This window comes from Chryseobacterium sp. HNCC26DJ240 (assembly GCF_057180485.1).
Genome location: NZ_JBXUGK010000002.1, coordinates 40933 through 65238, shown reverse-complemented (window position 1 = coordinate 65238; position 24306 = coordinate 40933). Strand labels below are relative to the sequence as shown.

Below are 24306 nucleotides of genomic sequence, written 5' to 3'. Positions count from 1 at the left end.
ATATTATGTCTTATTCACCAGCTGCTGCAGACGTAGCAAAATTAAGAAATCAAACAGGTGCAGGTATGATGGACTGCAAGAAAGCTTTAGTTGAAGCAGAAGGAGACTTCGAAAAAGCAGTTGACATCCTTAGAAAAAAAGGACAGAAAGTTGCAGCTAACAGAGCAGACAGAGATTCTTCTGAAGGTGCTGTAATCGCTAGAGTAAACGAAGATAACACTTTAGGTGTTGTAATCTCTCTTAACTGTGAGACTGACTTCGTTGCGAAAAACGAAGCTTTCATTGAGCTAGCATACGAATTGGCTGAAATGGCTATTTTCGCTGCTACTAAAGAAGAATTATTGGCTACAGATTTCCACGGATTAACTGTTGCTGATAAATTAATCGAGCAAACAGGTGTTATAGGTGAGAAAATCGAAATCGGTGCATTCGAAAGAATTGAAGGACCTTTCTTGGGAGCTTACATCCACGCTGGAAACAAAATTGCTGCAATCACTGCACTTTCTGCAAAAGTAGACGGAGCTGACGAAGCTGCAAAATCTGTTTCTATGCAAGCTGCTGCAATGAACCCAATTGCTCTTGACGAAACTAAAGTTTCTCAGGAAACAATCGACAAAGAATTGGAAATCGAAAGACACAAACTTACTGAAGAAGGTAAGCCTGCAAACATTATCGACAATATCTTGAAAGGTAAAATGCAGAGATTCTACAAAGACAACACTTTGGTTCACCAGGATTTCATCAAAGACAGCTCTATTTCTGTAGCTGATTACGTGAAGTCTGTAAACGGAGACCTTAAAGTAACCGGATTTATCAGAGTTAGCTTATAATAACTTTTTCAAGTTTTAAAATATCAGTCCCGGTGAAAATTTCATCGGGATTTTTTATTTGATGATTTCTTTATTTTATCAAAGAAATATTAAAATAAAATTAATAATTTCCATCATCAATGAAAAGAAATAAAAAGATGTAAAAATTTGATTATTAATCTGTAAATTTGCATCCCTATAATTTCTGTATGAAAAGATTTTTACTAAGTGTTTTCGCATTTTTATGCTTATCCCTTAACGCTCAGCTTGATACCGATCACTGGTTTGCTCCCATGGCAGCAAAAGCAGGAACAGCTAATTTACAGAGTGTACTGTATCTTTCCACTAATGAAACCACACCTTTCAGCGTACAGATTTATAACAATAATACTGTTTTTACAACAGTACAGGTGAGCAAAAACAATCCCGCTCAGGTGAATATTCCTGAAGGATTCATGTTTGCAACCAATCAGACAAATCTTTTCGTTCCCAACAACATGGGAATTTACGTAAAAGGAGCTAAAAGATTCTTTGCCAACTTCAGATTTTCGGTAACCAATCACGCAGAAATCATTACCTCAAAAGGCCTTGCAAGTCTTGGCACTCAATTTTATGCAGCTATGGCTCCTCTTACGGGAAGTAATTTTTATATCAATTCCATGATTGGAATTTCAGCAACAGAAGACAACACCAATGTTGTTATTTCAGGCTATAATCCCAATATTATCTTCAGTGACGGAGTTACAGCTCCCACAAGAACATTTACACTCAATAAAGGTCAATCCTATATTTTAGATGCTGTAAGTTCTGATGCTGCAGAAAATATGAATGGGCTCGTAGGCGCAAAAATAGAATCTACAAAACCCATTTCTGTTACCAATGGTAATTTTAATGGTATTTATACCAATAATAATTTCACCAACAATGATATCCTGATGGATCAGGCTGTGCCAGTGGATAAACTTGGAAAAGATTTCGCTTTGGTAAAAGGCAATGGTTCTTTGAACACAGGAATGGAAACAGCTTTAATTGTAGCCACAGAAAACAATACTACCTTTACGATAAACGGGACAGCTTCTGGTATCACTTTAAATGCTGGACAGTATTTTCTGCTTCCTGTAAACTATTATGTTAATCAGGGAAACAATGTTTATAATTTAGGTATCACTGCCACAAAAAATGTATATGTATATCAGCTTTTAGCAGGTGCAAGCACAGGAACGGAATATGCAACTGGTGGTTTTAATTTTATTCCACCGTTGAGCTGTTTTATGCCCAACAAAATTGATGAGATTGCTCAAATCAACAGGATTGGCAATACTACTTATGCTACCAAGCTTAATATTCTTACCCAAACAGGAGCAACAGTCACTATTAATGGTGCCAATGTAGCCGCCACAACCGGACCATATCCTGTACCAGGAAATGCGAACTGGGTTACTTATTCTGTCCCTAACGTTACAGGTAATATCACTGTAAATTCTACCAAATCTGTCACCGCAGGAATTGCTGCAGGAAGTGGCGCAGTTGGCTACGGTGGCTATTTTGCGGGATTTTCTTCTGTTCCGGCAATTACAAAAACAGGTGACTGTTATCTGGGCGTAGTACTTCAGGTAGACAGCAGTTATGATGCTTACCAGTGGTTTTTAAACGGTGTTGCAATTCCGGGGGCGACATCTTATTCATTAAATCCAGAAACTTATGGTTCCGGAAATTACACTTGTCAGATTACAAAAAACAATTGCGAAACTAAGCTTACTGCAATTTATACTTACGTAACCTGTCCGCCAATCCCTACAGCAACTTATACAATTGGAAGTTGCCAGACCAAACAAATCAATCCAGCACTTTTGGTTTCCACTCAAACTATGGTTCCTTCAAGTGTAACTGTAGTCCAGACTCCCACCTCTGGAACAACATCTGTAAATTCTTCCACAGGGCAAATTACTTATACACCAAACTCGACTTTGACAGCGGATGTGACAGATAGTTTTATCTATTCAGTTCAGGGAAATGGAAATCCTGCTGATATTGAATATTTTAAAGTAATCATTAATATCGATGTTTTGCAGATAAATAATGCTACACTTTCTGTCTGCTCAAATGCTAACGGAACAGGAACTTTTGACCTGACTTCAGCTGTAGTAACTTCAGATACAGGAACAACGGTAACTTATTATACAGACGCTGCTCTAAGTAATTTAATCGGAATCTCTAATGCATATAACAGCAACGCAACAACGGTTTATGCCAAAGTAACCTCACAGTACGGATGTTCCAAAACTGCTCAAATTACATTAGTTGTAAACCCGTCACCGAATATTAATACAGCTAGCTATAATGCTAATTTATGTGATGATAATTTAGATGGAATTATTAACATTAATTTTTCTACAATTACACCACAAATCGTAACCAACTCAGCTAGTTTTACAGTAAAATATTACTTAAATCAAGCTGATGCTACTGCAGGAAACAATACAAACCTCCCAAATAACTGGACGTACACAGCAAACACTACTGTTTACGTAAGAGTAGAATCCACAAATGGCTGCCCACCAGCTTTCGGACAAATCAATTTTACTATTGGAACAAAAATCTCGTTACTAACGCAAGATTACAGCACTTTGGTCTGCGATACCAATTGGGATGCAACTGAATCGGTAGATTTAAACACTTACAAAAACAATTTTACAACGGATCCTGCAGTTTCGCTGACATTTTATAACACCTTGGCTGATGCACAAAATGCAACAGGTGCTATTAGTGCAAACCAGACTATTGCTCCTACTCAGGTCTTTTATGTAAGATTCCAAAATACAAACGGTTGCCCGAATGTTGCTAAACTGACACTCACTCTTGATCAAATTTTCACAACCAATGCAATGCTTACATTGTGTGCAGGAACTAACGGAACCGCTGTTTTTGATTTAACCTCTACAACCATAACAACGACACCCGGGGCTTCTCTAACGTATTTCTCTGATGCGGCATTAACCATACCTATCCCGATTCCTACCGCTTATCCATCTGCCGGAGGTACGGTTTACGTAAAGGTTACTTCGACATTCGGATGTACTAAAACTGCACAGATTACTTTAGTCGTTAACCCTTTACCAAATATCAATACGGCCAATTTTAACGGAGCACTCTGTGATGATAATTTAGACGGAATTGTAAATGTTACTTTTTCTACGATAACACCGCAGATTGTAACGAATTCTGCAAATTTTATAGTTAAATATTATCTTACGGCGGCTGCGGCTACAGCCGGAGGAACAAATAACCTTCCGAATAACTGGACCTACACCGCAAATACTATAATTTATATAAGGGTAGAATCTGCAAATGGATGTCCACCTGCATTCGGGCAGATTAATTTTACGATTGGAGCAAAAATTCCTTTAATCACCACTAATGTCATCGCACAGGTCTGTGATCTCGACTTAAGTGGTGCAGAATCTGTTAATTTAAATGATTATAAAAATCTTTTCACTACAGACCCTTCAGTTTCACTGACATTTTATTCCACTTTAGCTAATGCTCAAAATGGCACTCTTCCAATTAATGCTGTTCAGAATATTACTGGCGCTCATGTATTTTTCGTAAGATTTACCAGCACAAATGCATGTCCTGTAGTTGCGCAAATAAGCATTACTCTGAAAGCAGGAAAAAAATCTGATGTGTTGAAAAATCAAATTGTCTGTCCTGGACAAAGAGTGGTTTTAGACGCAGGGTCAGGCTTCACTTCTTACTTGTGGAATACCGGAGCAACCACACAGAGTATTTTGGCTGGTGAAGGCAATTATTATGTTGATCTTACATTCAACGGATGCGTTTACAGACAAAATGTAACGGTAACAAATGCTGTTTTACCAACCATTACAAGCATTATCGTAACAGCAGGAACTGCCACTATCAATGTAAGCGGTGGAACGCCTCCTTATCAGTACTCCATCAATGGATTTGACTATCAGACAAGCAATATTTTCACAGGACTTTCCAGAGGTCCATACAAAGCATACGTAAAAAGTGCCGACGGATGCGAGCCTATTGTGAAAGACTTCCTGATTATTAATCTGATCAATGCAATTACACCAAACGGTGACGGTCATAATGATTATCTGGATTACACAGATCTCAATATCAAACAGAACGTAAGCATTGAAGTGGTAGACAGATACGGAGCACCGCTTTACAGGTCTACAGCCAAAGATTACAAATGGGATGGAAAAGTTGGAAACAGAAACCTGCCAACCGGAACTTATTGGTATGTTATTAAATGGATAGAGCCTGATACTAAACTTCCTGTTTCGTATTCTGGTTGGTTATTAATCAAGAATAGAGAATAAATTCTGAGTTTTAAAAATATCAATCCCGGTGAAATTCATCGGGATTTTTTATTAAATCAATGGTTTTAATTATCAGAATAGCAATATTTTTACAGGTCTTTCCAAAAGTCCATACAAAGTGTACGTAAAAAGTGCCGACGGATGTGAGCCTGTAGTGAAAGACTTCCTGATCATTAACCTCATCAACACTGTCACTCCAAATGGTGACGGTCATAATGAGTATCTGGATTATACCGATCTTCAGATAAAACAGAATGTAAGCATTGAAGTGGTAGACAGATACGGAGCACCGCTTTACAGGTCTACAGCCAAAGATTACAAATGGGATGGAAAAGTTGGAAACAGAAACCTACCAACCGGAACTTATTGGTATGTTATTAAATGGACGGAACCTGACACCAAACTTCCGGTTTCCTATTCTGGTTGGTTATTAATAAAGAATAGAGAATAATCTTTAAATTTTTGTTAATATTTTTTAATAATATCTTAATATTTTGTATTACTTTTGTAGAAATCCTAATTCCAACTACTATGAAAAGATTTCTACTAAGTTTTGCTTTAGTGTTTCTGACGTTCACAAGTCTATTTGCACAAAGGGACACAGATCACTGGATAGCACCCTATTACAACTCCAGTAGTACATATGTTAACAGGCTTTATCTTTCCACAGATTCTGTGACGCCTTTTACTGTAGACATATACAGTAACAATGTTGTTATAGAGACCGTAACAATCAGCAAAGGAAATCCTGCAACATATACTGTAGATAATAGTATAATTACAGCAACAACGTCAACACAGGCATTTACAGTGATAAATAAAGGACTCTATCTAAAGGGCTCAAAACCTTTTTACTGTACTTTGAGATTGGCACAATCTGCACATGGAGAAGTCATTACAAGTAAAGGGAAAGCAGGTATTGGTAAAGAATTCTATGTTGCCAACACACCCTCTCCAGCAAATTTCACATCAAATAACTTCACTGCTGGAGTTATGGCTACCGAAAACAACACTTCAGTTACAGTAACATGGAATGGATCAATAACTTTTATCGGTGGGCCAGCCGGAACACAAAACACACACACATTTACGCTCAATAAGGGTCAATCCTTTCTGTTTGCAGGTGCGGTAGGTACCACTGCACCGTTTATGGGAGCAAAGATTGTATCAGACAAACCTATTACCCTTACCAATGGAAATGCTAATGGAAATTTTGGAGACAATGCTACAGGATCTTCATCAGATGGAATTTTAGACCAGTCTGTACCCGTAGAAAGATTAGGAAACACCTTTGCAATGGTGAGAACGAGATCCACTACTTCAGATCTTGAAGGTGGAATTGTAATTGCAACCGAAAACAATACCCAAATTTTTCTAAATGGATCCTCAATTGCCGTAGCAACTATTAATCAGGGACAATGGTATAGAATTTCTGGCGATGCATATCAGGCACAAGGAACCAATGGTCATTACAATATGCTGGTATCGACTTCGAAAAATGTTTACCTGTATCAACTTGTATCTGTAGATAATAATAATGCAACATGCGGATTTAACTATATACCACCTCTCAACTGCTTCCTCCCAAGAAGAATTGACGAAATTGGACTCGTTAATGAAATGCCAAATATCAGTACATCTATATCGTTAAAATTAAATATTATAACAGAAGCTGGCGCAACTGTTACGTATAGCACCAATGGAGGCACACCTATAACACCCACAGCAGCACAGGGACCTTACACTCTTACAGGAAATACAAATTGGGTTTCATATGCAGTGGAGGGAATAAGTGGAAACTTAACAATTATCTCTAATAAAGCTGTAACCGCAGGTATTAATGGCGGATATAGTACAGCCGGTTATGGCGGATACTTTGCAGGATTCAACTCTGTTCCGGTAATTTCAAAGAAAACAGGAGATTGTATTCCAGGAATTATTCTTGAAGTAGAAAGCGGATATGACACGTATCAGTGGTTTCTTAACGGTGTAGCGATTCCGGGAGCAACTTCTAACACATACACGCCGACAGTAGCAGGAAATTATACCGTTACCGTAACAATGGGAACATGTCAGGCTTTAACAACTCCTATTTATAAAGTATTTACATGTTTAGCGAATACTACTCAGTCAATTAATGTCTGTGCAACAAAAGTAATTATCCCAGCATTTACAGGTTCTACACAAACGCCGGTAGCCAGCACAGTAACTATCATTACATACCCATCTCACGGAACCGTAACTGTAAATCCTTCTACAGGACACATTACTTATATTCCAGTTGCGGGATACTTAGGCGCCGATTCTTTCACTTATCAATTCTGCGGTAACGCGCCTGAATTTGTAGATTGTGAGAAAATTACATTAAACCTAACTGTAGTTCCTTTCATTTTAAAAGATGTCACCATTAAAGCGTGTCAATACTTCGGAAACGGATTCTTTGACCTTACTACGGCACCTGTAACTGATTACAGCCCGGTAGTGAAAAAGTTCTACCCTACTCAAGCAGATCTTATTGCAGGAACTAATGAAATTACAAATCCTACGAACTATTTCTCAGGTGCCGGGTTTGTTTATGTACGTGTAACTACAAGTGAAGGATGTATTGGTACAGCCAAAATTACTTTAGATTTCTACCCTGTTCCAATAGTAATTGATGCTACTTTAACAGAATGTTTCTTAGAAAATAATGAGACTAAAGGTGAATTTGATCTTACAAGTGCTGTAGTCAGCAATCAGACACCTATCACGAAGAAGTTTTACCCTACTTTCGTAGATGCAAGCAACGGAACCAACGAGATTGTGACAGCAGTAGATCAATACGTTTCATCAAACAGCATTTTATATGTGAGAGTTTACAGTGATTTAGGATGTTATGCTATTGCTAAAATTACTTTAAAAGTTACACCTCCAAAAAGATCACCTCTATTGGTAGACAAGTATATTTGTATTGATGACAGAACTGGTCTTGATGCAGGTCCTGGTTATCAGGCTTATACTTGGAGTACGGGTGCAACAACGCAAGCTGTCACAGGCTTACCTGTAGGAGATTATTGGGTGATTCTGAAAGACAACGGATGTTCTGTAAAGCAGTTTGTGAGCATCAAAAAATCGGTAACTCCTATCATTACTTCAATTGAAATTTCAAATACTACAGCAACTGTCATCGTAAGTGGAGGTAAAGCACCTTACAAATATGCAGTAGATGGTACAACGACATGGCAGGATTCTAATGTATTCACAGGTCTTTCCAGAGGGCAACATATTTTCTATGTAAAGGATGCCTACAATTGTACTCCTGTAGCAGTTGAAATCACAGTTCCGAATCTGATCAACGCAATCACTCCAAATGGTGATAATGTGAATGATTATATTGATTACAGCGAACTGAAATACAAAGGTGACCTTAGCTTCGTGATCTACGACAGATACGGTAACAAAATTTTTACAGGAGATAAATTCAACAACTATAAATGGGATGGTAAATTCTTTGACAAAAGTATCGTAACGGGAACGTACTGGTATCACATCAATTGGACTGAGCCAAACGCCCAGAAGACACCAATCAAATACACAGGTTGGATTTTAGTTAAAAACAGAGAATAAAAAATCTCAGAAATATTAAATGCCGTGATTGTGAATCACGGCATTTTTAATTATTAAAGATTTAATATTGAACTTAAACTGATTATATGAATTAATTTTAAAACTAAATTAACTAAAAACAGTTACAGCTGAGTTCGTTTGGAAATATCATTTTTAGTTTAATTTTTATTTCTTCGATGATGTTTTTTATAATTATATGAAATAATTTATATTTTAATCTTAACATATTTAAAATTAAAACCTTATCATTACGAAAAATTCATTATTTTTGCGAAAATCCTAATTCTGCTTATGAAAAAATTTCTACTAATTCTACTACTAATGATCTCGTCGGCCAATCTATTTGCCCAGCGGGATACAGAGCACTGGATTGCACCTTATTATGCATCCACATCCGTTACAGCACAGTCACTTTATCTTTCTACAGATTCTGTAACGCCCGTTGTAGTAACGGTAAACAGCAACAATGCTGTTTTGGGAACAGTGACAATCAGCAAAAACAATCCTCAGACCTATATAGTACCTGGAGGAAATATTGCAGCTACAGTTGCTGGAGAAGCCTTTACTGTTATCAACAAAGGCTTATATCTGAATGGCACAAAGCCTTTCTATTGTACCTTGAGAATGGTCAACAGCACACAGCATGCTGAAGTTTTGACAAGCAAAGGTAAAGCAGGTATCGGAACAGAGTTTTTTGTTGCGAACACTCCATCTGTTACAAGCCGTCCCGCTGACAATTTTACAGCAGGAGTTTTAGCCACAGAAGATAACACAACAGTTACCGCCACCTGGAGTGCAATTACTCCGATTACTTTTCTGGGAGCAACACCTACGACCAATACACATACTTTTACTTTGAACAAGGGACAGTCTTTTGTTTTTGCAGGAACTATTGGTCCAGCAGCACCATTTATGGGAGCAAAAATCGTTGCCAGCAAGCCTATCACTCTTACAAACGGAAACGTGACAGGAAATTTTGGTGCCACAACTTCTTCTGGTACTGATATTATCTTAGACCAGTCTGTTCCACTTAGCAGATTAGGGAATGAATTTGCTATGGTAAAGACAAGATCAACTACTGCGCAGGAACTTGAAGGAGGAATCGTGATTGCTACAGAAAATAATACTGAAGTATACCTGAACGGATCTGCTACTCCTGCAGCGACTTTAAATGCCGGTCAATGGCACAGAATTTCAGGAAGCAGTTATATAACGCAACCTGGAGGGCACCCGAACATGTACATCAGCGCAACTAAAAATATTTATTTGTACCAACTTGTATCGGTAAATAATGACAATGCCACTTGTGGTTTTAATTACATTCCACCATTGAACTGCTTTTTACCAAGAAAAATTGATGAGATTGGTAAAGTAGGTGAGATGCCGACGGGCACAAATGGCGCAAGTACTGTACCAAGTGGTACAATTGTAAAACTGAATATCCTTACAGAAGTAGGAGCTACCGTAACTTATACCGTAAATGGAGGTGCACCTTTAACTCCTACAGCCGCACAGGGACCTTTTCCTTTAACAGGAAACAGCAACTGGGTAACGTACGCTATTCAGCCAATCAACGGAAACATCGCAATACAGTCTAACAAAGCTGTAACTGCAGGGATTAACGGAGGTCACAGTACTTCAGGTTATGGAGGATATTTTGCAGGTTTCTCATCAATTCCATTAATCGCTAAACAGACGGGTGACTGTATTCCGGGACTTGTTTTGGAAGTGGATGATGGTTATGATACTTATCAGTGGTTTAGAAACGACGTTGCGATTCCTGGTGCGAATTCGTATTCTTACACACCAACAATTGCAGGAAATTATACGGTAAGAATTACAGTAGGATCATGTGTACCTGCTACTACTCCGGCGTATAAAGTTTTCACTTGTCTAAAAGTTTCCACAGATGCAAAAACAGTTTGCGAGGGTTACTACAACGTTGTACCTCTATTTACAAATTCTGCACAAACCTATGTTCCTTCTACTGTTACAATTATAACACCTCCAGCGAACGGAACAGCAATCATTAACCCGACTACTGGTGTAATAGGATATACTCCAAATTTCGGATATGTAGGTACAGATACAATCACGTATAAATTCTGTGGAAACGATCCAGAATTTGTAGACTGTGAGCAAATTACGCTTACTTTCACGATTTCAGAAAGCCCAACGGTTACTAATGCTACTTTGAGATCTTGCTTCCTGACAAGCAATGTTTCTACAGGATTATTTGATCTTACATCAGCAAACGTAACTCTTCAGACAGGTACTACTAAGAAGTACTACCCTTCTTTGACGGATGCTCAGAATCAGACTAACGAAATTACAGTTCCCGATACTTACATTGCTCCAAATGGAGTTGTTTATGTGAGGGTAAGCAACGCAAACGGATGTTACAGAGTCGCAGTAATTACATTAATTGTACTACCTCCTGTTCATTCTACAGTTTTGGTTGATAAAGAAATTTGTATTGAAGACAGAACTACTTTGGATGCTGGAGCAGGATTCGATGCATACACATGGAGCAACGGAGATACTACGCAAACAATAAATAATGTAACCGTTGGCAATTATTGGGTTGATTTGACAACTGGGAACTGTACTACAAGACAAAACGTAACTGTTTACCCTACACAACAGCCGGTAATTTCTAATATTGAGGTGTCTAATACAACAATTACTGTAAACGTTGTTGGAGGAACAGCTCCTTATCAATATTCGACGGATAATATCAACTGGCAGGATTCTAATATCTTCCCTGATTTAACAAGAGGTGATATAACTGTATATGTGAGAGACAGTTTCAACTGTGTACCTCAACAGGTGAATGTTACGATACCAAATATCATCAACGTAATTACTCCAAACAATGACGGTGTAAATGATGTTTTGGATTACTCTTCACTGGCAAACAAGCCTAATCTTACCTTCTCTATCTTCGACCGTTACGGCGTGAAAATCTTTGAAGGGAACAAAGACAAAGGGTACAAATGGGACGGAACTGTAGTCGGCAAGAGAATCTCTACCGGAAATTACTGGTTCAGCATCTCATGGAACGAAAACAACAGAACTCAAACTCCTGTGAAATTCTCAGGATGGGTTCTTGTCAAAAACAGAGAATAATACTTAATTTTCATCAATAATTCAAAACCACAGTCTTTTGGCTGTGGTTTTTTATGTTATTTTAAACATTTAATATAAATTAATTATTAAATTTGTAGAAACCGTATCACCGATGAAGAAAATTCTATCCTTTTTTCTTTTAATCTTCATATATTCCGTTTCGCTTGCACAGCTTGACCGTGAACACTGGTTTGCGCCAATGGTAGACCGTACCGGAAATCCAAATCCTTATCAGACATTATATCTTTCTACAAGCAGAACAACACCGTTTCCCGTTACCATTTACAATAACAATACAGTAATTGGTACAGTAATCATCAGTAAAAATAATCCTCAAAAATTTGATGTTTTAAGGAATTACATCATCACAACAGTTCAATCTGAATTATTCACAACTTCTACAAAAGGTTTATATTTAAAAGCAGAATTTCCGTTTTATGCCAATTTAAGGTTTTCTGTATTTAATCACGGAGAAATTATTACCTCAAAAGGAATTCCCTCTACCGGAAACACGTTTCATGTGGCTTCAGCTCCTATTACCGTAAGCAACGGCATTCTCAACTTTATGACGAGTGTTTTGGCTACAGAAGACAATACACAGGTTACAATTTCGGGGTATAAAAGTACCGTTCAGTTCTCTAATGGAACAACCGGACTTACCAACCCAACTTTAAGTTTCACTTTAAATAAAGGTCAGTCTTACATCCTCGACGGAAACGGAAGCATTGCAGGAAACTGGGATGGCTTTATCGGAGCCAAAATACAATCGAACAAACCCGTTAACGTCACCAACGGAAACTTCAACGGTCAGTATGCAGGAAACATTCCGCTGAGCTCGGATATTCTGATGGATCAGTCTGTTCCGGTCAACCGTCTGGGAAGTGAGTTCGCCCTTGTAAAAGGAAATGGAAGCATTACCTCTAATATGGAAGGTGCGCTGGTAATTGCCACGGAAAACAATACTTTGGTTTATGTAAATAATGAAATCCCACCTGTTGCGACACTGAACATCGGACAATACTATATTGTGCCAAGCTCTAAATATATTTTGCAAGGCTCGGGACACTATAATTTATATTTAAAAACAAGCAAAAACGCTTATGTCTATCAAATGCTAGCCGGAAATTCTTCGGCTGCAGATGAAGTGGCTACCGGAGGTTTCAATTTTATACCGGCACTCAACTGTTATCTTCCGAAACAGATCAATGAGCTTGGATTTATCAATGAAAATTTTGTTCATACCGGAGTCAATCCTTCAGGAATTTTAAATATTCCAACCAAATTAAATTTAATAACAGAAAGAGATGCCGTTGTAACCATCAACGGAGCCCCACCGCCAGCAGGAACAGGCCCTTTCACCATGACCGGAACTACAAATTGGGTAACCTATGGAATTCCAAACGTCACTGGAACACTTACCATTCTTTCTACCAAAGCAATCACAGCGGGAATTAATGCCGGAAGTGACGCAGTAGGTTATGGTGGATTCTTTGCAGGATTCCCTACGCAACCTGTTATTTTAAAAGCTGGAACATGCATTCCCGGAGTTGCGCTTACAGTAGATCCAATAATTTACGATACTTATCAATGGTATAGAAACGGTAACATAATTCCTGGAGCTAACGGAACTTCTTACACCCCAGTTCAGTCTGGAAATTATACCGTTTCGGTGACGATGGGAAGTTGTGCTCCTTTAGTTTCAGTAGCAGTTCCTGTACAAAACTGTACGAAACTGACCAGCGAAAGCTATAATATCTGTACTACAAAAACATTCACGCCGGCATTTTCAAGTTCAGCTCAAACACCTGTTCCATCAACGGTTTCAATTGTAACCAATCCTTCGCTTGGAACGGCTGTACTTAACACTACTACCGGAGCAATCAATTATACCGTTACTAATCCTAATGCTTCAGGAACCGATACTTTCTCGTACACTTTCTGCGGAAATGATTCCAATTTCCCTGATTGCGAAACAGTGACAGTAACTTTAAATATTGCACCCGTGACGGTGAACAACACTACGCTCACAGCTTGCAGTGTAAACGGAATCGGTACTTTTAATCTTACAACAGCTAACGTTACAAACAACAACCCGATTGTAAAAACTTATTACACAAGCTTTACAGCAGCCCAAACAGAAAATGCGGCAGGATTAATTACTGTTCCTACAAGCTATCCTGCAGCTGCGGGAACAATTGTTTATGTACTTGTAAAAAACAACACCGGATGCAGCAATATTGCACAAATTACGCTTAATCATTTTCCTACTATCAATATTTTACCCAATCACAACAATGCACTCTGTGACGAAAATTTAGACGGAACAGTAAATGTTGTTTTATCCGACATCACTCCGATCATCCTTACCAATTCTGCATATTTTACCAACGTTAGTTATTATGCAAATCTTGCAGATGCGATGAACGGTAACAACAATATTTTACCAAACAACTGGAGCTATACTACCAACACAACAATATATGTAAGGGTGACATCTCCTGATGGTTGTGGTTCTGTGGTACAATGGGTATCCTTCAGTGTGGGAACTAAACTTTCTTTACTAAAAACATCCGCTGCCCAAAACTATTGTGATGATGATTTGGATGGCACAAAACAATTGAATCTATCACAATTTGTAAATCAGTTTACTGCCGACCCTTTGGTTGCTGTAAGTTATCACGCAACGTTGGCTGATGCTCAAAATGATGTGGCTCCTATCAGTAGCACCGTGAATCTTACAGGAACGCAAACCTATTTTTTAAGATTTAAAAAGAGTGGATTCTGTTCAAATGTTGCGTCTATTACGCTTACTTTAAAAATTCCAAAAAAATCTGATATCCTTACCGACAAAGTAATTTGTCCGAAAGCGACAACTACATTAGACGCAGGTTCAGGTTTCACGTCATACAACTGGAGCACAGGAGCAACTACACCAAGCATTTCAAATGTTTCTGCAGGAAATTACTGGGTAGATCTTACTTTTGATGGATGTACATACAGACAATTTGTAACTGTATCAGATTCTTCGCCGCTCGTAATAACTTCTATTGACATCAACGGAACTAAAGTAACCATTGGTGTAAGTGGTGGAAAACCTCCTTATGAATTCTCATTGGATGGATTCAACTGGCAGGCTTCAAACGTCTTCACTGATGTTGCAACTGGAAATCACACCGTTTATGTAAGAGATTCTGAGCAGTGTGAAGTGGTGCAACAGACGTTCGTCATGATCAATCTTATCAACACAATTACCCCTAACGGTGATACTTTGAACGACGTGATTGATTATTCTGCATTAATGAATAAAGATAATCTTGTTTTCAGAATATTCGACAGATATGGAGCAGAGCAGTTCCGTGGAACACCACAAAACAGATTTATCTGGGACGGAATGGTGAAAGGGAGACATGTCTCTACAGCCACATACTGGTATTTTATTTCATGGACAGAAAATAAAATTATCAACGTAAAATACACGAGTTGGCTGCTGGTGAAAAACCGTAACGACAGTCTTTGGGACAAGTAAAATACAGTTTAATAACAATAATTAACAGTTTGTCTTTAAGTTTAATATAACTTTAACCCGTTTTCAAGCTTTAGAAAGCAAAAAATAAATATAATGTTATGTAATTTTGCATCATTATATGAAGAAGTTTATTACTCTTTTGTTTTTGGGTTTTATCGCTCAAATCAATGCGCAACTCTATTCCGGTGAAGTTTTTTTAAGAGACAATTCGCAGATGTATCTTAATCAGGTTTATGTGACCAATCTCAAGACCATGCAGACTGTATTGGCCAATTATAATGGTAATTTTCAGTTAAATGCCAGCGCAGGAGACGTTATCAGATTCACAAGTATTGTTACTGAAAGAAAAGATGTAAAAATTACTCCCAATATGCTTTCGGGAAATAATCTTGTAGAATTGATGATTGCCTATTACGACATTCAGGAAGTTGTCATCAGCAGGTTCAGACCAACCGGAAATCTTCGGTTTGACGTAAATTCTATCCGAAAAGAAGACAAAAAATATGCACTGAAAAAAGTAATCGGACTTCCCGAGCCTAAAGGAGACGGAACATCACCGCAACTTCCTATCGCTGGCTTCCGTGATGGCGGACTTACATTCAGTATCGAAAGTATTTTTGATGTACTTTCCGGAGAAAGGAAGAAAAAACAACGTTACGTAGCTTACGAGAGAATGAGTTCTTCGGTCACTCAAATAAAAGATGTACTGGGTGTAGACTATTTCACAAAACTAAAAATCCCTGAAAATTTAATAGATAATTTTCTACATTTCGTTTATACTTCAGAAAACGTAGAAGTTTATGTACAGACCGGAAATTTTGATGCTGTAAAAATGCCAATTGAAAAGTATCTGCCAATATACCAGAGAAGATTAAAAAACTCTCATTTACAGGATATTATCAAGAATTAAAATTAGTCTTAATTTTAACATTTCTCTCTTTTAAAAATCAAAAACAGTAAAAACCGAAAAAAAATTATCTGAAAATAAAATTTTAGATCACAAAATATTGATTAACAAACCTTAAGGTTAAATTTAAATATTACTTAACCCTGTTACCACAAGTCTATAACTTTTAAAATCCTTATTTTTGACAAAATTTTAAGCAATAAATCATTCAAAACATGAAAAACCTTTTAATTTTTCTTTTGACCTTATCTTTCGCAGGATTATCGGCACAAAAAAAAGGAAAAGACTACAGCAATATTCTGAAGAGTAAAAATATTTACGAAATCAATGCTTTTTTGAGAGACGCTCACCCCGATGATCCTAAAAGAGTAATCCTCAAACCCAGAGTGATGGAAATGATGAGAGAATACATCAGCAGTGCTGCCGATCCTAATGACAAACGGGTAAAAGAGATGCAGGAAGATTTGGCAATGCTGAAGAGAAAACCTTCTACAAAAATCAGTTTTGAAGAGTTTAATCAGAAAATTAAAGACAAGCAAATTGCAAAGTACCGTGCAATTTTGGCTACCAATAAAGTTCCGGTAAATTACACTAAAAGTAACCGTCAGAATGTTTATGTAACTGCTACTCCCGCCAACGCAAAAGCACCAGTAATTGCAGATACTGAAGCAGATGAATTCAACATGCTGATGGGAATGAGCTCAGCTGAGCATAAAGATAAAACAGTAAAAATCCTGAACTCTCTTTTCGATAACGACCCGAATTCTAAAGAGGCGATTGTGATGATTGAAAATAAATCAGACTGCAACATTATCGTAAGAATGGAAGGCATCGGCAACACAAAATACAGACTTGCAGTACCCGCTCATGACGACAACTCTGTAGTAATCGCAAAAGGAAATTATCTGTTTACCAGCATCGTTTGTGGAGCACAATACGCATCACAGAAAACCATTCAAAAGCCAATTATGGTGGCATTGGGAAGTTCAAAATAATTATTTTACCATCTTAATATCAACTAAAAGAGACGCTTGCTGTCTCTTTTTTTGTATTTTTGCACCTTTGAAAATTGAAATATGGGTAAAAATAAATTAGCAAGATTTGCAGAAAACAAAACACTTCCAAACGTCGTTCAACCCACGAGAGAGGAAGCTTTAAACGGTTTTCCGCTGAAAGGAAACTGGAATAAAGATTTCTTTAAAAATGATAATCCGATTGTACTTGAATTAGGTTGTGGAAAAGGCGAATACTCTGTAGGTCTGGCAAAAACTTTTACCGATAAGAATTTTATAGGAATTGACATTAAAGGTGCAAGATTCTGGTTCGGAGCCAAGGAGGCGGTAGAAAACAACATGCATAATGTTGGTTTTCTGAGAAGTCAAATTGAATTGGTAGAACATTATTTTGCCGAAAACGAAGTAGATGAAATCTGGATTACTTTCCCGGATCCACAGATAAAATACCGCAGAACCAAACACAGACTTACCCACCCGGATTTTCTGGAACGTTATAAAAAATTTCTCAAACCTGGTGGAATTATCCATCTGAAAACAGATTCTGAGTTTTTGCATGGCTATACTTTAGGGTATCTGCAAGGTGCAGGGCACGAGATTATTTCTGCTCATCATGATATCTACGGAGCCACAGAATTTGACCCGAATACCCCTCATTTACGGGACATCAAAACCTATTACGAGGAACTATTTTCCGCGAAAGGTAAGACGATTACTTATATAAAATTTAGAATTAAAGAATAATTTCCAAAAAACACAATTCGATGAAGAAAACATTGTTTCCTCTTGTTTTCTTTAGTCTCATCATTCAGTCTTGCGCTTCTAACGAGCACAAAGACAACATTTTAAACAGTACAAACATTGCTGAGATTGAAGATTACATTTCTAAAGCACACCCCGAAGACCCCAAAAGACGGGTTTTAAAGCAACGCGTTGTAGCTCTTAAAAATGCAGATTGGGTAAAGGGCAGAAAAGATGCTAAACCAATGGCTGCCAGACCCGTATTTTTAGACTTACCATCAAAAAATGCTTTCAGAAAAAACTCTCCGGAATCTGAAGCCGTTTTCAAACAGCTTTTAGCCGAAACTCCGGAAGAACACAAACAGAAAACAACGAAACTTCTGAATGCTATTTTCAATCAGGATATTTCAAGCAATGAGGTGATTTTACTTCTGAAAAATAATTCAGACTGCAATCTTGTACTGGAAATTTCGGGTAAGAAATTTTATAATCTTCCCGTTCCTGCCAAAAGTGAAAACTCTTTGGTTTTAGACAAAGACACCTACACTTTATCCGGAAGCGTTTGCGATATACCTTACAAAAGCGTGAAGGAATTCAGTAAAGGAGCGGTTATTATTTTGAGCAATCCAGAAACAGTTAAAAAAGAATCTTTAGAGAAAGAAATACAGAAAACAACTGTTTCTAAGAAAAAGAAAATTTCTCCCAAGGCAAAAAAGAAAAAATAAACCTCTCCAGACTAATTTAGGTTTAGAAAAAATTACTACCTCTACCCTTTCGTAATGCTTATTGCGAAAGGTTTTTTTGTTTTTCATTTTATCAAATTGATATTGTAATTTAAATTAATGTCAATTTATCTTAATAAAATATTAAATTTGATGAAAATTTCATACAGCCATGCCAAGCCTTTTACCCAAAACGACCGCCTTGGGATTTTCGAATGCGTATCATCTTTTGAGACGTACTACGTATAATTTAACCAAAGCAAAAATTATTGAATTTTCTACGAAGACACCGCAAGAAGCCATCACGGCACTCTTGACTTTTACGGCTCCGAGTCCACCTTCTCCGTTAAACAATATTGGAGAAACTATTGTTCCTACAGTTGCAAATCCTACGATCACAGATACTCAGGCAACGGCAAACAGTGTGAGGAACGATCTGTACTGGTGGTTGCACAGCGCGTTGAAAGACCAGTCGGCTCAGCATAAAATTGCTTTTTTTCTGCATCTTCTTTTTGTAACTGATGATGATACATCATTTTGGACGAATTATGATTATAAAGAACTTTTGAGATATCACGTGAACGGAAGCCTGAAAGATTTAGCTGTGAGGGTGACTCAAAATCCGAGGATGCTGATTTACCTGAATAATAATGTTAATCAGAATACAAGCCCAAATCAAAACTATGCCCGTGAATTCCTGGAGCTTTTCACTATTTTAAAAGGGCCACAGATAGCAACTGGAAACTATACAAATTATACAGAAACCGATGTACAACAAGCTGCAAAAGTACTTACAGGTTTTTCAGTTACATCAGCTATTCATTTAGATAAAACGGCAAGGCTAACTTCGCTGGATCCTGCAACTAACCTTACGAGAGGTGAAATAAAATTGAATAAGCACGATACAGGAACCAAAATTTTTTCATCCGCATTTGGAGGCCAGACTATCACCGGAGGAACTACCGAGGCAACCATCAGAGCAGAATTGCAGAATTTCGTGAATATGATTTTTGATAAGGATGAGACAGCAAAAGCATATTGCAGAAGAATGTACCGCTATTTTGTAGGAAGAGAAATTACTACTGAAATCGAAAATGATATTATCGTTCCGCTCGCCGTAGGTTTAAAGGCGGATAACTACAATATTCTCCCCACGCTTACTACTCTTCTGAAAAGTAAACATTTTTATGACGAAGAAGATGCTATCATCGGCGATAAAATAATAGGAAGTTTGGTAAGAAGTCCTTTGGAGCTCTATCTGCACATGTTTTCACTGTTAAATTTATCATTGCCGCTTTACACTGTAAATCCTTCGGCAATCCACAGTTTAATGAATGTGGTTTACACCTATTCCAATAATGCGGGAATGCCGATTTTCAGGCCACAGTCTGTGAATGGATATTCGGGATACTCCAGCAGTCCGCATTACGATAAAAACTGGATCACAACTTCATCTTTAAGAATCAGATATAACAATACAATTGATTATATTATCAATGGTCTAACATATAACGGTTTTAGTTTTAAACTGAATAATGCAGCTTTCGTAAAAGACAGTGGTTATTTTTCAAACCCCGGAAATGCAGATATCTTGGTTACCGAGTTTCTTCAGATGATGATGGTAGAAGTTCCGGACGGCGACCGTTACGTTTATTTTAAAACGGTTTTTCTGAATAATTTAAGCACAACCAACTGGCTTAATGAATGGACAAATTATGTCAATACCGGCGTTGCAACCAATGTAAAAATCCCTATTGACAGACTCGTAAAAGCTATTATCAAATCTCCGGAATTCCAAATAATTTAAAATCATGAACAGAAAAGACTTTCTAAAATTAGTTTCTTTGGCAGGTATAGGAACTCCGTTTTATCTAAATGGAATGCCTTCAAGGTTTATGAATCAGTTTATGGATCTGCAGATGAATTGCGATACTGTAAACGACAGAGTTTTGGTCATTCTGAGACTTGCCGGAGCCAATGATGGATTAAATACCGTAATTCCCGTAAGCCAATACAGTACTTATGCTGCTTTAAGACCTAATATTAAAATTAATAATACGGGAACAGGAAGTTATATTCCTTTGGACAGTACTGTTCCCTCAGGAAAATTAGTGGGCTTAAATCCTTCTATGACAGGTTTTAAAGACCTTTATGATTCAGGTAAACTTTTGTTGATGAACGGCGTAGGCTATCCGAATCCGAATTATTCGCATTTCAGATCAGAAAATTTGATGTTTTCAGGAAAAGACGGTTCTACAAGTGCTGATCTTCTGGATGGTATGTTTGGAAGATATTTAGGCGCACTTTATCCGGGTCTGGCTGGGAATCCTACCACTTTGAGTCCGGATCCGTTGGCCATTCAGATGGGAAACCTAAATCCATGTCTGTTTTACGAGCATACGACAGAGAAAAATATTGAATACAATCTATCGGGTTTTCAGAATCAGATGTTTACGAATTTAAATCTTATCAATTCTGAATATCAGGATCTGCTAACTTACATCAGAGGCGTTGCAACAAGTATGGATGCTTATTACAACCGTGTGATGTCAGTTTTCAATACAGGTGTAAATTCTACCACAACCTACCCGAACTCTTCTTTGGGAAAACAACTGAAAACCGTTGCAAGAATGATTCAGGGAGGAAGCAAAACGAAGATTTTTCAGGTGAATATCAGTGGCTTTGATACCCACGTGAGTCAGGTACAGACCGGAAGCACACATTTGGGAACTCATGCCAATCTTTTGGGTGATATTTCCAATTCAATTGCGGCATTTCAGGCGGACATTCAGCAGCTTGGAATTGCCAATAAAATCATGACCGTTACCTTCAGCGAGTTTGGAAGACAGGTTCGTGAAAATGGAAGTGTAGGAACAGATCACGGTGATCTCGCCCCATTTTTCGTTGTCGGAAACGGCGCTGCAGCAGGAATTTTAGGTGATCACCCTGTATTTACCAATGCAACCAGCTATTATTACAATCAAAACCAAAGAAGATATGATTACCGACAGATTTTCGCTTCACTTCTGCAGGATTGGTTGGGTGCAAGTACAAGTTTAATGGTAACTTCAGAACTCGATTATTATGTAACGGGAGCACAAAAAGTAAACATTATTAAAGATACCCAAAAAGCAGATGTGGTCTGTGCAACGCTCGGAACTACGGATATAAAAGCTCAAAATGGAATTAAAGTTTATCCCGTGCCGGCAAACCAATATGTTTATGTTGAGTTTGAAAACAGAAGACAAACCGATGTAAACTATCAGATTTTAGATATGAGCGGAAGAATTGTCATTCAAAAATCTGAGCACGTAGTTTCAAACCGTTTGGAGATTAATGTATCGTCAATTTCTGAAGGAACGTACATGTTGAGAGTAAAAAGCAGTTCTGACGAATTGACCAAAAAGATTATAATTTCACATTAAATATAAGGTAAAACGAATTAAATTATTTAGCTTTAAATCTTTATTTAATTCAATGAAGAATCTTTTTGCTGTATTAATTTTACTTTCAATCATAGGATGTGAAAAAAGGCATTCTGTTCAGAAAACAGTCCGGACAAATTCTACAAAAACATCTGCGCCTGTGGTTATCAGGCAGACTGAAACAGAATTTGAGCAGCTCATGAAAACCCATAAACCTGAAACTGCAAAAGTGTTGGAAGACTTATTGAATGGCTCGGATGGAAACCAAAACACATCCATCAGTGTCGAAAATAAATCGGCCTGCAATATGGTTTTAACAGTGAGCGGCCCCAATTTTTTCAAAAAAATCCCAATTCCGGCAGGTAAAATAGGAAGTACAATGGTTCCGAAAAATCAGAAATACAATTTATCTGGAATGGTTTGCAAGGCGGTGTATCAGAATACGAAGTTTGTGAGCACGTCGTATTCTATAACGATCTCGAATTAATTTTTATCACATTAGATTCGGATCAAAGATAACGTTCATTCGGAACGCACCTTTTGCACGAACGCTTTTTTCTACACAGATTTTGCTCCGATGGAGCCTTAGCAATGCAGCTTTAAGTTTAAATATATTTCATTAATTTTGATTTAAATTAAGCCCAAATGAACTTACAGTATATACAAGATGCAAAAGGCAAAACAACTGGCATTTATATTCCGATTGAGGAGTGGCAATTGCTCAAAGAGAAATATAATGATTTAGAGCAGCTGGAGCCTGATATGATAGACATTCCGGACTGGCATAAGAAGATCTTGGATGAAAGATTAGAAGATTACAAAAAAGATCCAGCCAATAATGCCGATTTTGAAGCTACACTTAATGAGATCAGATCGAAATACGGTTTATGAATCTTGTTTTTAAAAACAGACCCCGCGTTTATGATGATATAACAGAAGCTGTAGAATATTATCTCAACATCAGCCCTAAACTGGCATCGCAGTTTCTTGACAGGATTGAAGAGGCAAAATAAAGAATATTAAAGTCGCGCCCAAAGGCTTTCAGATAAAGCATCCAGAAAATGTCAGGACAGTCTTATTAAAGCAATTTGACTATCACATTTACTATATTCTGGAATAAAATCAAATTGTAATTCTTGCTATACTTCACGCTCACAGTGGCGAAGAGAAAATTGGCAAAGTTTAGAAAATAAGACTTCCTGCATAAAAAATTACTGATCAAAAAAAACCGCAGACAAAATCTGCGGTTCTAATATTTTAAAGATAATCTTCAATTATTCAGCGTCGAAGTCTGCATCTTTATCAGCAGAAACTACATCACCTTCTTCTTTAGATTTTTCTTTATCAGCTTTTCTCTGAGTCTGACCTTCTTTGATAGATTCTGAAACTACGCTCAAAATCATATCGATAGACTTAGAAGCATCATCGTTTCCTGGGATAACGAAGTCAACTTTTCTTGGGTCAGAGTTTGTATCAACAATACCGAAAACTGGAATACCTAATTTCTTAGCTTCAGTTACAGCGATGTGTTCTCTCATGATATCTACAACGAAGATTGCAGAAGGAAGACGCACCATGTCTGAGATAGAACCTAAGTTTTTCTCTAAGTTAGCTCTTTGTCTGTCAACCTGTAATCTTTCTTTTTTAGATAAAGTTTCGAACGTACCGTCTTTTTTCATTTTGTCGATATGGTTCATTTTCTTTACCGCCTTTCTGATAGTAACGAAGTTCGTCAACATACCTCCTGGCCATCTTTCAGTAATATAAGGCATATTAAGTTCAGCAGCATGCTTAGCAACTACTTCTTTCGCTTGCTTCTTAGTAGCTACGAAAAGAACTTTTTTACCTGCAGAAGTTAATTTCTCTAAAGCGCTACAAGCTTCATCCAATTTAACAGCTGTTTTATGTAAGTCTACGATGTGAATACCGTTTTTCTCCATAAAAATGTATGGAGCCATATTTGGGTTCCACTTTCTAGTCATGTGACCGAAGTGTACGCCAGCCTCTAGAAGGTCTTTTACATTTGCTTTTGCCATGTTTTTGTTTTTTGTTAGTTTACTTTCCGCTTTTTAAACA

Annotated in this window: 16 protein-coding genes; 15 read left to right on the top strand and 1 reads right to left on the bottom strand. The window is 37.5% G+C overall.

The annotated features are described in order from the left end of the window. The first annotated feature begins 5 nt into the window (after positions 1–5). The 15 genes from tsf (at position 6) to AC2A1G_RS03305 (ending at position 23243) form a co-directional block, all read left to right on the top strand. On the top strand, positions 6–830 hold the full coding sequence (tsf, locus tag AC2A1G_RS03375) for a translation elongation factor Ts (RefSeq protein ID WP_484045548.1): 825 nt from the start codon (positions 6–8) through the stop codon (positions 828–830). Between the two features lie 188 nt (positions 831–1018). Further along, positions 1019–5161, top strand: a complete 4143-nt coding sequence (locus tag AC2A1G_RS03370) for a T9SS type B sorting domain-containing protein (RefSeq protein WP_484045547.1) — start codon at positions 1019–1021, stop codon at positions 5159–5161. Positions 5162–5279: 118 nt separating this feature from the next. Next, the gene (locus tag AC2A1G_RS03365; RefSeq protein ID WP_484045546.1) at positions 5280–5612 is read left to right on the top strand and encodes a T9SS type B sorting domain-containing protein; all 333 of its coding nucleotides are present in this window, start codon (positions 5280–5282) and stop codon (positions 5610–5612) included. A gap of 80 nt (positions 5613–5692) precedes the next feature. Beyond that, on the top strand, positions 5693–8767 hold the full coding sequence (locus AC2A1G_RS03360) for a T9SS type B sorting domain-containing protein (RefSeq protein WP_484045545.1): 3075 nt from the start codon (positions 5693–5695) through the stop codon (positions 8765–8767). Between the two features lie 291 nt (positions 8768–9058). Beyond that, positions 9059–11896, top strand: coding sequence for a T9SS type B sorting domain-containing protein (locus AC2A1G_RS03355; protein ID WP_484045544.1), 2838 nt, complete (start codon positions 9059–9061; stop codon positions 11894–11896). A gap of 112 nt (positions 11897–12008) precedes the next feature. After that, a complete protein-coding gene (locus tag AC2A1G_RS03350; protein WP_484045543.1) occupies positions 12009–15422 on the top strand; it encodes a T9SS type B sorting domain-containing protein in 3414 nt (1137 codons plus the stop codon). 118 nt (positions 15423–15540) lie between these two features. Beyond that, on the top strand, positions 15541–16332 hold the full coding sequence (locus tag AC2A1G_RS03345; protein WP_484045542.1) for a hypothetical protein: 792 nt from the start codon (positions 15541–15543) through the stop codon (positions 16330–16332). A 212-nt stretch (positions 16333–16544) separates the two neighbouring features. Next, positions 16545–17324: a DUF6759 domain-containing protein gene (locus AC2A1G_RS03340; protein WP_484045541.1), complete on the top strand. Its 780-nt coding sequence runs from the start codon at positions 16545–16547 to the stop codon at positions 17322–17324. 81 nt (positions 17325–17405) lie between these two features. After that, positions 17406–18086 carry a tRNA (guanosine(46)-N7)-methyltransferase TrmB gene (gene trmB / locus AC2A1G_RS03335; RefSeq protein ID WP_484045540.1) on the top strand — a complete coding sequence of 227 codons (681 nt, stop codon included), beginning with the start codon at positions 17406–17408 and terminating at the stop codon, positions 18084–18086. Between the two features lie 20 nt (positions 18087–18106). After that, positions 18107–18808 carry a DUF6759 domain-containing protein gene (locus tag AC2A1G_RS03330; protein ID WP_484045539.1) on the top strand — a complete coding sequence of 234 codons (702 nt, stop codon included), beginning with the start codon at positions 18107–18109 and terminating at the stop codon, positions 18806–18808. Positions 18809–18977: 169 nt separating this feature from the next. After that, positions 18978–20612: a DUF1800 family protein gene (locus AC2A1G_RS03325; protein ID WP_484045538.1), complete on the top strand. Its 1635-nt coding sequence runs from the start codon at positions 18978–18980 to the stop codon at positions 20610–20612. A 4-nt stretch (positions 20613–20616) separates the two neighbouring features. Beyond that, positions 20617–22230, top strand: coding sequence for a T9SS type A sorting domain-containing protein (locus AC2A1G_RS03320; RefSeq protein WP_484045537.1), 1614 nt, complete (start codon positions 20617–20619; stop codon positions 22228–22230). A 52-nt stretch (positions 22231–22282) separates the two neighbouring features. Continuing rightward, positions 22283–22717, top strand: coding sequence for a DUF6759 domain-containing protein (locus AC2A1G_RS03315; RefSeq protein ID WP_484045536.1), 435 nt, complete (start codon positions 22283–22285; stop codon positions 22715–22717). Positions 22718–22875: 158 nt separating this feature from the next. Continuing rightward, positions 22876–23121, top strand: coding sequence for an addiction module protein (locus AC2A1G_RS03310; protein WP_484045535.1), 246 nt, complete (start codon positions 22876–22878; stop codon positions 23119–23121). Next, positions 23118–23243: a hypothetical protein gene (locus AC2A1G_RS03305; RefSeq protein ID WP_484045534.1), complete on the top strand. Its 126-nt coding sequence runs from the start codon at positions 23118–23120 to the stop codon at positions 23241–23243. Before AC2A1G_RS03310 ends, AC2A1G_RS03305 begins: the two co-directional genes overlap by 4 nt. A gap of 261 nt (positions 23244–23504) precedes the next feature. Here AC2A1G_RS03305 and rpsB read toward each other — a convergent pair whose 3' ends face one another. Next, positions 23505–24266, bottom strand: coding sequence for a 30S ribosomal protein S2 (gene rpsB / locus AC2A1G_RS03300; protein ID WP_484045533.1), 762 nt, complete (start codon positions 24264–24266; stop codon positions 23505–23507). Between the last annotated feature and the right edge of the window lie 40 nt (positions 24267–24306).